Origin of the sequence: Jejudonia soesokkakensis (genome assembly GCF_042664795.1) — a bacterium.
Taxonomy (GTDB): Bacteria; Bacteroidota; Bacteroidia; order Flavobacteriales; family Flavobacteriaceae; genus Jejudonia; species Jejudonia soesokkakensis.
In genome coordinates this window covers 237592-250012 of the sequence record NZ_JBHTBN010000004.1, presented here as the reverse complement: position 1 = coordinate 250012, position 12421 = coordinate 237592, and the positions used below count along the sequence as shown (strand labels likewise).

Below are 12421 nucleotides of genomic sequence, written 5' to 3'. Positions count from 1 at the left end.
AAATTAATTAATAATGAAAGTGTTTACTCTCTTTCACAAATGGGTTTCGCTTCGCTAATAATGGCGCTTTGGTCAAGGCAGTGAACACTACCAGCACAAATAGTCCAAAGAAAAATAGTAACGCTCCAATTTCAGGTAAACCTATATACCATGATTTACCAACTGTTGCAGGCATTACCATATTAAATACGTCTATATAATGTCCGGCTAATATTACTATTCCAGTCATGATTACAAACCAGTTAATACGCTTGTAGTCACTATTCATTAACAAGAGTACTGGGAATATAAAGTTCATGGCTAACATTCCGAAGAATGGTAAATTATAATCTTCAATTCTAGTGACGAAATAGGTAACTTCTTCTGGAATATTGGAATACCAAATCAACATAAATTGAGAGAACCATAAGTAGGTCCAGAAAATACTGAAACCGAACATAAATTTTGCTAAATCATGAATGTGGCTATCATTGACAAACTCTAAGTATCCTTGACTTTTTAATGTCACGGTCACCATAGCGATTACTGTTATGGCACAAACCATCATTCCTGCAAATACATACCATCCAAACAATGTAGAGAACCAGTGTGGGTCAAAACTCATGATCCAATCCCATGACATCATCGATTCGGTATAGATAAAGAATACAAGGAAACCTGCTGAAAGTTTAAAATTTCTTTTAAACCAACGGTTGTCTTCTGCCGTATCCTGTTTGGCCAACCAGCGTTTAGATAGAACTCTATAGATGTTATACCCCAATAAATAGATTACAGCTCTTACAATAAACCAGGGACCGTTAAGCCAAGAACTCTTACCTGCAATCAACTTATCATATTTCGGACTTTCAGGATTAAGCAATTCGCCATCCATCCAGTGAAAAATATGATTTACATGGAATACAGATAGTAATAATAGTATTAACATTATAATAGAAGCCCACGGAAGATACGCCGTAATTCCTTCCATAACTCTAAATAATACTGGGGACCAACCTGCTTGTGAAGCATGTTGAATGGCATAAAAAGCTAATGTTCCTAGAGCAATCATAAAAAAGAAAAATGCTGCAATATATAACGCAGACCAAGGTCTGTTTTGCATTTGATGAAGGGTGTGTTCTAAATGCGCCTCTTCACTATCATGAGCAAGTTCTGTATGTTCTCCGTCTTTTACTAAATGATCTCCAGCTTCTACGTCATGGGATTGAGTTTCACTATGCGCTTCATTGTCACCGTCATGACTCCCTGCCATATTGTGATCTTCTCCATGAGATTCACCATGACCGTCACCATGAGCTGCCATCATTTCTTTTACTTCTGCCGTAGTGGAAGGTGCTGTTACAAAACCTGCAACAAGCAACAGGGCACCCACGACCATAAAAATGATTGAAAAGAGTCTTAATTTACTAGGTAGCGTATACATATCTTTAGCTATTCTCTTTATTCTTTAGTTAGTTTCGTTTGCGTTGTCTTCGGAAGGGTTTACTTCTGAAGTGTTTATCGTCTCCTCCTGTACTAGGTTTTCAGATAAAACTGTTGTACTATCAGCCTTTGTTTCTGGTGTAACCAATGGCTCTCCTTTTAACGCAGCTTTTAAGTTCATTACATGCTGTGTAATCTGCCAACGTTCTTCTTCATTGGTTTGAGAAGCATAAGAACCCATTGTGTTTAACCCATACATCTGAACGTGATAAACACCGCCTTCAGTAATTGTTCTTCCTTCAGCAGCATAACTAGGTATTCCTAAGAACTTCTCACGCTGGGCAAGTATTCCTAGGCCATCACCTTTATCACCATGACAAACTGCACAATAAATAGTGTACAGTTGTGCCCCTGCTGCTAAATTTTCATCAGTAACCGGTAAAGGATTTTTTAATTCAACTTTAGCTCTTTCAAGATCTTCGGTAGTATCTTCAAATTCATAAGGTCTCCATCCTCTTGGTATGGTACCATCTACGGGAAGCATTGCCTCTTGTTGTCCTGGAAAAATCTCGTACTCACCATACGTTTCATATCCTACAGGTTCGTACATATTTGGCATGTACTGATAGTTAGGTTTATTGTCATTAAAACAAGATACCAACGTAACAGTTGCAAACAGTGCGAATGTTATTTTTACTATACTTTTCATATTAATGGTGATCTTCAGTATCAATTAAACTAATTTCCAGCGCCCCTGTATCATATAAAAATTGTGTCAATTTTTCGACATCATGATTTCCTGCATCTACAGCCATCAAAAAATGATCATCTGTCGTTCTTACATCTGGGTTTTCAGCTTTTTTAAAAGGCCATAATTTACTGCGCATATAAAAAGTAATAACCATTAAATGAGCAGCAAAAAATACCGTTAATTCGAACATAATAGGTACAAAAGCCGGCATGTTTTCGATATAGCTAAAACTTGGCTTCCCACCAATATTTTGAGGCCAATCTTTAATCATGATAAAATTCATCATAACGATGGCTACAGACAACCCTACCAACCCATACATAAATGAGGTAATTGCAATACGCGTAGGCGCAAGTCCCATTACCTTATCCAGTCCGTGAACAGGAAAAGGAGTATACACCTCTTCAATATGATAACGCTCTGCACGCACCTGTTTAACAGCCTGCATTAAGATGTCGTCATCTGTATATATAGCGTGAACAACTTTAGATGCCATATTAATTATTTTTAAGTTTTTCTGCTTGTCCTGCCCAGTCGTCACGTTTTGCTCTCCCAGGGAACTCGCCTATAATTTCGTCAAGAAGATCGTAATCCCTATCTTCCATCTTACTTATTTGGTCAAATGTATACAATCCTAATTGATGTAATTTTCCTTCCATCACCGGACCTACGCCACTAATCTTTTTAAGATCGTCTGCTGTTTGTGTAGCTGGATTGAAAGTTCCCAATCTACTTAACATTGAATCTAACTGATCCTTCTGAGCTTCAGACGTAACCAATGCATCTGCATTTACTGACGGATTGTGGTGATCTGGAGTTGTATCATCTACATGCTGAGAATTTCCAGCAGGCTCTCTTACTACAGGACTGTAATGTTTTACATCATCTCCTTTTTCAGCTCTTAATTTTTTATAATAACTACCTGAACCTTTCAGAATAGATTTTACTTCTGCCTGTGCAATGACAGGGAAAGTTCTTGCATACAATAAAAATAATACGAAAAAGAATCCAATGGTTCCTATAAAAATTCCAATATCAACAAAAGTTGGTGAGAACATCGTCCACGAAGATGGAAGATAATCACGGTGCAATGAAGTCACAATAATTACAAAACGCTCAAACCACATTCCAATATTTACTACGATTGAAATAAAGAAAGAGAACATAATACTTCTTCTCAATTTTGGGAACCACATAAACTGTGGCGAGAATACGTTACATGTCATCATTGCCCAATATGCCCACCAGTATGGTCCTGTTGCTCTATTTAAGAATGCATATTGTTCATATTCCACTCCAGAATACCATGCGATAAATAATTCCGTGATATAAGCCACCCCTACAATCGAACCTGTAATCATTATTACAATGTTCATCAATTCGATGTGTTGTATCGTAATGTAGTCTTCAAGATTAGACACCTTCCTCATAATAATAAGAAGCGTATTTACCATGGCAAATCCAGAGAAGATTGCACCCGCAACAAAGTACGGAGGGAAGATTGTAGTATGCCAACCAGGAATTACCGACGTAGCAAAGTCAAACGATACAATTGTATGTACCGAAAGTACTAAAGGTGTTGCTAAACCAGCTAATACTAATGAAACTTCTTCAAAACGTTGCCAGTCCTTAGCACGTCCAGACCATCCAAAAGACAAAATACTATACACTCTCTTCGTAAAAGGAGTAATGGCTCTGTCACGTATCATCGCAAAATCAGGTAGCAATCCAGTCCACCAGAATACTAAGGAAACCGAAAGATAGGTTGAAATCGCAAATACGTCCCAAAGAAGGGGTGAGTTAAAGTTGACCCACAAAGAACCAAACTGATTAGGAATTGGTAATACCCAATACGCTAACCATGGGCGACCCATGTGAATGATTGGGAACAAACCTGCCTGGATTACAGAGAAGATAGTCATCGCCTCTGCCGAACGGTTAATCGCCATTCTCCATTTTTGACGGAATAACAATAGTACTGCCGAAATCAATGTTCCTGCGTGACCAATTCCTACCCACCATACAAAGTTTGTAATATCCCATGCCCAACCTACCGTTGGATTTAATCCCCAAACTCCAATTCCAGTAGAAATGGTGTAAATTATACAACCAATTCCCCATAAAAAGGCAACCAAGGAAATTCCAAAAACAATCCACCAGGATTTGTTTGCTTTTCCTTCCACAGGAGCAGCCACATCGACTGTTACATCGTGATAGGATTTATCTCCGGTAACTAAGGGTCTTCTAATAGGTGCTTCGTAATGCGACGCCATATCTTTATATACTATTTCTTAGTTAGTTTATACTTCGTTTGTATTTCTCACTTTCGTCAAGTACACCACATTGGGCTCTGTACCTACCGCTTCTAGTAAGTGATACATTCTATTATCATTCTTATCTGCATATACCTTGCTGTCATGGTCATTAATATCTCCAAATTTCATAGCTCCTTTATCACAGGCAGATGAACAAGCCGTTTGGAATTCACCATCCTTGATCTTACGACCGTCTCGTTTTGCCTCTAGAATGGTCAATTGTGTTTTCTGAATACACATAGAACACTTTTCCATAACTCCTCTCGAACGCACATTCACATCCGGATTGATGACCATACGACCTAGATCGTTATTCATGTGGTAATCAAACTCATCATTTTCTGCATACAAGAACCAGTTAAAACGACGCACCTTGTAAGGACAGTTGTTTGCACAATATCTTGTTCCTACACAACGGTTATATGCCATCTGGTTTTGACCCTGACGACCATGAGATGTTGCTGCCACAGGGCAAACCGTTTCACATGGAGCGTGATTACAGTGCTGACACATTACGGGTTGAAAGGCAACCTGTGGATTTTCAGAAGGATCTTCTAATTCTCCAAAACCGGTTAAGCTTTCACTTAACCCACTAATGTTTTCTTTCTTCTGAAGGTCTGCATCAAAGCTCTCTTCCGAAGAATAATATCTGTCAATACGCAACCAGTGCATATTTCTACTCTTTCTAACTTCTTCTTTACCTACCACAGGAACATTATTCTCTGCATGACAAGCAATCACACAAGCACCACAACCGGTACAGGCATTTAAGTCAATTGATAAGTTAAAGTGATGTCCTACAGAACGATCGAACGAAGTCCATAAATCGGCATCTGGCGAAGTCACAGGAATTTCTTCGTGATCTTTGGAAACCATTGGTACTGGATTCCATTCTTTTACATCTTTAGTACTAAAAATCTCTAAGGTCGTTTCTTTGATTATCTCACGACCCATCATTGTATTTTGAAGCTGAGTACATGCAAATTCATGAACACCTCCTGCTTTTTCAATACTAACATTTTGGACAGAAGAGAAATTCTCATAAACCTTGTAAGCATTTACTCCAGTCATCATTTCTTCCTGAACACCATCCTTTACTCCGTATCCAAATGCCAATCCAACAGATCCTTTCGCCTGCCCTGGCTGAATGATCACAGGTACATTTTCAAGAGTAGTTTCACCTACTTTTATATTCGCATAACTTCCATTCAGTGCTCCGTTTGCTACATTGTAGTTTTCAAAGCCCATTGCTTCTGCATCTGCTTTCGAAACAGTAAGATAGTTATCCCAAGCAGCACGTGTAATAGGATCTGGCATTTCCTGCAACCAAGGGTTACCAGCTTGCTGTCCATCTCCTATACTTGCTTTCGTATATAAGGTAAGTTCCATTCCGCCGTTATCCTGACTAGCAAAAGCCATGGCAGCATTGGAAGTTGATTCTTCAATTGTAACAGTTCCTTCTGAAGGAGTTACTTCATTCTCTACAGAAGCATCTGAAACATACACTCCTGCTTCTAAAGCATCATTCCATGAGCTTCCACCTAAGACAGGCGCCCATGTTTCTTTAATATAATCGTAATACGTTTGATCTGCTTTCCCAATCCATTGTAACAAACAATCCTGAAATTGCTTAGTGTCAAACAAGGGTCTGATAGTAGGTTGCATTAAGCTGAAAGTGCCCTTTTTCATTTGAGCATCTCCCCAAGATTCTAAGAAGTGAGGCGTAGCTGCTACTAGTTTTGAAGCGTTTGCAGTCGCCGTAGGCTTCATTGCAAATGCTAATGAAAAATCTAAGTTTTTATACGCTTCAGCAAATTCTGTTCCTGGAAATGCATATACAGGATCTACTCCAATCGTAATCATTCCTTTTGTGGTTCCTGAAACTACACCGTTCATTGCTGCAAGGACATCTCTCGTGTTTCCTTTACGCTTCATGATAGGTTTTTCAGCATCCATAACAACACTTGAAGCGTTGAAATCTAATACTCTTTTCTGAAGGGCAGCATCTGGAATATTTGTTACCAGTACTCCGCGACTTCCTGCACCATTCAATTGCGCTTTTGCTTTTGCAACAGCTTCGGCTACTTTATCTGAAAGTCCAGAGGTGCTTCCACCTAATAATGCGTTTAAAACTTTTACTTGATCGCTAGGTTTTACAGGAACACGTTTGTCTGCCGCAGCACCACTTAGGGTCATATTAGCTTCAAACTGTATGTGGCGAGACATTTTACCGTCTTTTGTAGGTACTCGGCTTTTTGCATACGAAGCATCATAGCCTCCTCCTTGCCAATCCCCTAAGAAATCTGCACCTACCGAAACAATTACTTCAGCTTTAGAAAAATCGTAATCTGGTAATGCTCTTGTTCCAAATTTAGACTCAAATGCGTCTAATGCTTCCGAAGCAGAAACCGTATCATAGATTACATGCTTTACATTCGGATATTTTGTAGTAAATTCTTTAATTAGTTTTGAAGCTGACGGACTGGCAAATGTTTGTGTTAACAACACTATTTCCTGTCCTGCCATTTCATTCATCTTCTGCGCCACTTGAGTGTTTAACTCATCCCAGCTAGCTTGCTTCCCATCAATTAAAGGCGACTTTAATCTGTTGTTGTCATATAAAGATAGGACAGATGCATGCACACGTGCATTTACACCACCACTATCTGCACGGTCATTGCGCTCTATTTTGATAGGGCGACCTTCACGTGTTTTTACTAAGATATTTGCAAAATCATTACCGTCTGCAATAGCAGAAGCGTAGTAGTTAGCAACTCCAGGAACTATTTGATCTGGAGCAACTACATAGGGTATGGATTTAATTACGGGGCCTTCACAAGCAGCTATAGACGCTGCCGCCGTAGTGAAACCAACGTATTTTAAGAAATCACGACGTGTCGTTGAAGAAGTCTCCAGCGCTTCCTTGTTACCAAGAAAATCGTCTGTAGGAATCGACTCTACAAACTCATTCTGTTGCAGCGCCTCAACAATCGCGCTGTTTTCATCCAGCTGCTCAACACTTTTCCAGTATTTCTTGTTTGATGCCATAGTATTCTTACTTGTTATCTTTATAATATCTTTTTCCTGGATCAACAGGAAAATTAAAATTTTCTTTTAATAGTGGCACTTACCACATTCTAATCCGCCCATTTGTGCAACGGTTAATTGGTCTACGCCATACTTCTTTGATAACTGCTCATGAATTTCTTCGTAATATTCATTTCCAGCTACATTCACATTTGTTTCTCTGTGGCAATTGATACACCAACCCATTGTCAACGGTGAATACTGCTCCAAGATCTCCATTTCCTCTACAGGACCGTGACATTTCTGACAATCAACTCCAGCGACAGTAACGTGTTGTGAGTGATTGAAATACGCAAAATCTGGAAGGTTATGAATACGCACCCACTTTACAGGCTCTGTTTCTCCCGTGTAAGATTGTGTCGCTTCATCCCATCCTGCAGCTTTGTACAACTTCTGAATTTCCTTGTTGTAGTCAACTCCATACTCATTTAAACCTTCTGCCTGAGTGTCATCGCTCACCGCAGCAATATTTTTATGACAGTTCATACAAACATTCAAAGAAGGAATTCCAGAGTGCTTGCTTTTTCTTGCCGAAGAATGGCAGTACTTACAGTCAATTTCATTTAATCCAGCATGTATTCTGTGTGAGTAGTGAATAGGCTGTACTGGCGCATATCCTTGGTCTACCCCTACCTGCATAAAATAACCATACATGAAATATGCTGAAGCCAATAATAAAAAGATAGCTGAAACAAATACCATGAATTGATTCTCTACGAACGCTTTCCAAATAGGAGTACGCTTTGCTTTTTCTTCATAAACAACACCATTGGCTGAAGCAATTTTCTTCAAGGTGTTTGTTACCAAGAACAACATAATGATAAGCAGCCCTAACACAAGTGCCAATCCTCCCAACACCAATCCTGTGGAAATGCCTCCAACGTTTTCTCCACCGCCTCCGCCAATATTTGGATCGATAGGAGTTACTGTTTTTTCAGTATCTGTATAGGCTAATATATTATCAATATCTGTTGTTGATAAGCCTGGGAAGGCGGTCATGACAGACTTGTTGTATTCTTCAAATATGGCTACAGCCTGCGCGTCGCCACTAGCTATTAGCTCTTGACTATTAGTGATCCATTGATACAACCAGTTACGATCATATTTTTGAGAAACTCCAAAAAGAGCCGGGCCAGTTGCTTTTTTATACAACTTATGACAAGCAGCACAGTTGGCATTAAACAGTGCTTTTCCAGCAGCAGCATCACCAACACCTTCCGCAGCAGGAGTTTCAGCAGCTGCTTCTTCAGTTACATTTTGAGCATCTGAAGTCGCTTGTTCTTGTGCTAAAATATTGTTTGTACAAGTTAGCAGAACTGCCAACAGTAAGAATGATACTATTGAGGATAGATTTGTAAACTTCACCTTTTGCATACTAATAGTTAATTATTGGCAATAGTTTGGCACATAATTGGTTACTTCATTTTGTAAAATAACTGCTATTTACATGCCATAAATAACGGCACAAAAGTACGTTATTAAGTCCATTTTAGAAATGCTAATAAAGTGTTAATCGTTAATTTATAATTATTCTAAATAATAAATTTGGCCTGATTAAAGTTTAATAGATTTACATTTGTATCAAAAATAACATCCTATGTCTTATTCGAATTTAAGCAAACTCTTAATTTTCAGTTTTTTAGTGCTTTTCTTTTCTGAAAATGCAAGTGCTCAACAAGGAACTGTAACTATAAATCAGAATTCTAAAATTCCCCAATTACTGGAAATCAAAAAGGACCTAGAAAAAGACAATAAACTTTCAGACGGTTATACCATTCAATTAGGATATTATGACAATCTTAATGGCGCCAACGCTGTTATTAGAAAATATCGTGGCATCTATGGTTCCTGGCCAGCTTCTATTGAATATGAAACACCTAATTATAAAGTTTGGGCGGGAAATTTTAACTCGAGATTGGAAGCAGACCGAGCCCTTATGGAAATTAAAAGAAACTTTTCCTCCGCATTTATTTTAAAACCTAATAAGTAGAGAAATAGATAATGGTTAAAAATAGTAAAAGCTCCAATTTTAATTAAAATTGGAGCTTTTTTATTGCATATTGTGACTAAATACTGTCTACGGTTACTTCAACTTTTTCTTGACAGCTACTTCCTGGAAGGATTCAATAATATCTCCTTCATTTATATCATTGTAATTTTTGATTTGAATACCACAGTCATAGCCTTTAGCTACTTCTTTCACATCGTCTTTAAAACGTTTTAAACTTTCTAATTCTCCAGTATATACAACTACGCCTTCACGTATCAACCTGATCCCAGCATTGCGAATAATCTTACCAGTTAAGACCATACAACCTGCGATGGTTCCAACTTTAGAAATCTTAAAGGTTTCTCTAATTTCTGCAGTACCTGTGATCTCTTCTTTCATTTCTGGAGATAACATTCCTTCCATGGCATCTTTGAGATCATTGATCGCATCATATATAATAGAATACGTACGGATGTCGATTTCTTCTTTATCTGCAATCTGACGGGCATTACCCATTGGACGCACGTTAAATCCGATGACAATCGCATCTGATGCTGACGCTAATAACACGTCACTTTCAGTAATAGGTCCTACAGCTTTATGAATAATATTTACCTGAATTTCTTCCGTAGATAATTTTTGGAAACTGTCTGTTAAAGCTTCAACAGATCCATCCACATCTCCTTTTAGGATAATGTTTAATTCCTTAAAGTCACCCAGCGCAATTCGACGACCAATTTCATCTAATGTAATATGACGTTGTGTTCTAACAGATTGCTCACGTTGTAATTGTGTACGACGTCCAGCAATATCTTTTGCTTCACGCTCATCTTCAAAGACATTAAATTTGTCTCCCGCTTGCGGCGCACCATCTAAACCTAAAATTGAAACTGGTGTAGAAGGCCCTGCCTTTTTAATTTTCTTCCCTCGCTCGTCATGCATTGCTTTTACTTTTCCGCTATGCTGACCCGCCAATACATAATCTCCAACTTCTAGCGTTCCACCCTGAACAAGAATCGTAGAAACATATCCACGCCCTTTATCCAAGAAAGCTTCAACAACTGTACCTGTGGCAGATTTGTCTGGATTTGCTTTCAACTCTAATAATTCGGCTTCTAACAACACTTTTTCAAGTAATTCTTTTACACCCTCACCGGTTTTTGCTGAAATATCATGTGACTGAATTTTTCCTCCCCAGTCTTCAACAAGCAAGTTCATTTGTGCTAAACCTTCTTTAATCTTTTCAGGATTTGCCGTAGGCTTATCTATTTTATTAATTGCAAAAACAATAGGAACACCTGCAGCCTGTGCATGCGATATTGCCTCCTTTGTCTGTGGCATGATATCATCATCTGCTGCCACTACAATAATTGCTAAATCTGTTACCTGAGCCCCACGAGCACGCATCGCCGTAAAAGCTTCGTGACCTGGTGTATCAAGGAATGCTATTTTTTGGCCACTCTGAAGCGTCACTCCATACGCACCAATGTGCTGTGTAATCCCTCCAGATTCTCCTGCAATTACATTTTCTTCTCGAATATAATCGAGTAAAGAGGTCTTACCGTGATCTACGTGACCCATTACTGTAACAATAGGAGCGCGTTCTACCAGATCTTCTGGAGCATCTTCCTCAACCTGAATAGACTCACCAATATCTGCAGTGATAAACTCAACTTCATATCCAAATTCGTCTGCAACAATCGAAAGTGTTTCGGCATCCAGACGCTGGTTCATCGTTACCATCATTCCAAGTGACATACATGCCGAAATAATTTTGGTAACAGGCACATCCATCATGGTAGCAACTTCACTAACTGTGACAAACTCAGTAACTTTTAGGATCTTGCTTTGTGCATCTTGTACTGCTGCTTCGTCCTCTGTTTTTTGACGGTGGCTATCACGTTTTTCTCTACGGTATTTAGCACCTTTTCCTTTAGAAGATTTTCCTTGTAGCTTTTCTAAAGTTTCACGTACTTGCTTTTGTACTTCCTCTTCGCTAGGCTCTTCTTTAGGGACATTAGATCGTCCTCTTCCTCCACGATTTCCACCTCCTCTGTTGTCTCGACTTCCAGAACTTCTGTTTGGCGCCTCTTTACTAATGCGACGACGACGACTTTTCTTTTTATCGTCATCTTTCTTTTCGGTTTTTTTCTTTTCTGGCTTTTTAAATTTAGAAAGATCGATCTTCTGACCTGTAAAATTAGGTCCGTCCAGTTTTTTATAATTGGTTTCAACAACTTCATTGTCTGAAGTTGCCTCTGTAGTTTCTTTGGCTATTTTTTCTTCGGAAGCTTTTACTTCTGGAGCTTTTTCTTCCTTTTTAGGAGCCTCTTTTGGAGCCGTTTCTTTCGGCTTTTCTTCGGAAGCTTCAGTCTTTTCAACAACTGTTTTCGTTTCCGTTTCTTTTTTAGGAGTCTCTTTTTTAGGGGCTTCCTTAGCTTTTTCAGCAGGCTTCTCCTCCACTTTAGGCTCTTTCGCAGGTTTTTTTGAATCGAGGTCAATCTTACCTACTTGTCTAGGACCATCAAGTTTAGCTTCAGCTTTAATAACTTTAGGAGCAGCTCTTTGCTGTTTTTCTTCAATTTCACGCTCTCTTTCAAGGCGAAGTTCCTCCTTCTCTTTTCGCTTTTCTTCTCCAACTTCTTTGGATGTAACCTTCTTCTCTTTGTCAGTTTCAAATTCATCGAAAAGCGCCTGGTATTCTTCACCCGAGATCTTAGTAGTAGGACGTGCCTCTATTTCGAACCCTTTGGAACTTAAAAATTCCACGGCACGATCTAGTGAAATATTAAATTCACGTAATACTTTGTTAAGCCTCATTGTTTTTACTTCAGCCATAAAAATGCTCTCTGTTCTTTA

General features: G+C 38.8%; 8 protein-coding genes. 1 reads left to right on the top strand and 7 read right to left on the bottom strand.

Going from position 1 to position 12421, the window contains the following annotated elements; genetic code table 11:
* Nucleotides 1–7: 7 nt before the first annotated feature.
* The 6 genes from ACFQO1_RS09625 to ACFQO1_RS09600 all read right to left on the bottom strand — a co-directional run bounded on the left by ACFQO1_RS09625 (nucleotide 8) and on the right by ACFQO1_RS09600 (nucleotide 8946).
* Entirely contained in the window at nucleotides 8–1420 is a 1413-nt protein-coding gene (locus tag ACFQO1_RS09625) for a quinol:cytochrome C oxidoreductase (protein WP_380217822.1), read from the bottom strand.
* 24 nt (nucleotides 1421–1444) lie between these two features.
* On the bottom strand, nucleotides 1445–2128 hold the full coding sequence (locus ACFQO1_RS09620) for a c-type cytochrome (protein ID WP_380217821.1): 684 nt from the start codon (nucleotides 2126–2128) through the stop codon (nucleotides 1445–1447).
* 1 nt (nucleotide 2129) lies between these two features.
* Nucleotides 2130–2666, bottom strand: a complete 537-nt coding sequence (locus tag ACFQO1_RS09615; RefSeq protein ID WP_380217819.1) for a DUF3341 domain-containing protein — start codon at nucleotides 2664–2666, stop codon at nucleotides 2130–2132.
* A 1-nt stretch (nucleotide 2667) separates the two neighbouring features.
* Complete coding sequence (gene nrfD, locus ACFQO1_RS09610) at nucleotides 2668–4443, bottom strand: NrfD/PsrC family molybdoenzyme membrane anchor subunit (RefSeq protein ID WP_380217818.1); 1776 nt, start codon at nucleotides 4441–4443, stop codon at nucleotides 2668–2670.
* A 27-nt stretch (nucleotides 4444–4470) separates the two neighbouring features.
* Complete coding sequence (locus ACFQO1_RS09605) at nucleotides 4471–7533, bottom strand: TAT-variant-translocated molybdopterin oxidoreductase (RefSeq protein WP_380217816.1); 3063 nt, start codon at nucleotides 7531–7533, stop codon at nucleotides 4471–4473.
* 66 nt (nucleotides 7534–7599) lie between these two features.
* Complete coding sequence (locus ACFQO1_RS09600) at nucleotides 7600–8946, bottom strand: c-type cytochrome (RefSeq protein WP_380217815.1); 1347 nt, start codon at nucleotides 8944–8946, stop codon at nucleotides 7600–7602.
* Nucleotides 8947–9169: 223 nt separating this feature from the next.
* Here ACFQO1_RS09600 and ACFQO1_RS09595 point away from each other — a divergent pair, with 223 nt between their 5' ends.
* Complete coding sequence (locus tag ACFQO1_RS09595) at nucleotides 9170–9562, top strand: SPOR domain-containing protein (RefSeq protein ID WP_380217814.1); 393 nt, start codon at nucleotides 9170–9172, stop codon at nucleotides 9560–9562.
* Between the two features lie 93 nt (nucleotides 9563–9655).
* Here the strand turns inward: ACFQO1_RS09595 and infB are convergent, their stop codons facing one another.
* Nucleotides 9656–12400: a translation initiation factor IF-2 gene (gene infB / locus ACFQO1_RS09590; protein WP_380217813.1), complete on the bottom strand. Its 2745-nt coding sequence runs from the start codon at nucleotides 12398–12400 to the stop codon at nucleotides 9656–9658.
* Nucleotides 12401–12421 lie beyond the last annotated feature (21 nt).

Excerpts from the sequence above, each read along its gene's own strand:
- ACFQO1_RS09625 (WP_380217822.1), bottom strand. The coding sequence starts at position 1,420 with ATGTATACGCTACCTAGTAAATTAAGACTCTTTTCAATCATTTTTATG.
- ACFQO1_RS09620 (WP_380217821.1), bottom strand. The coding sequence starts at position 2,128 with ATGAAAAGTATAGTAAAAATAACATTCGCACTGTTTGCAACTGTTACG.
- ACFQO1_RS09615 (WP_380217819.1), bottom strand. The coding sequence starts at position 2,666 with ATGGCATCTAAAGTTGTTCACGCTATATATACAGATGACGACATCTTA.
- nrfD (WP_380217818.1), bottom strand. The coding sequence starts at position 4,443 with ATGGCGTCGCATTACGAAGCACCTATTAGAAGACCCTTAGTTACCGGA.
- ACFQO1_RS09605 (WP_380217816.1), bottom strand. The coding sequence starts at position 7,533 with ATGGCATCAAACAAGAAATACTGGAAAAGTGTTGAGCAGCTGGATGAA.
- ACFQO1_RS09600 (WP_380217815.1), bottom strand. The coding sequence starts at position 8,946 with ATGCAAAAGGTGAAGTTTACAAATCTATCCTCAATAGTATCATTCTTA.
- ACFQO1_RS09595 (WP_380217814.1), top strand. The coding sequence starts at position 9,170 with ATGTCTTATTCGAATTTAAGCAAACTCTTAATTTTCAGTTTTTTAGTG.
- infB (WP_380217813.1), bottom strand. The coding sequence starts at position 12,400 with ATGGCTGAAGTAAAAACAATGAGGCTTAACAAAGTATTACGTGAATTT.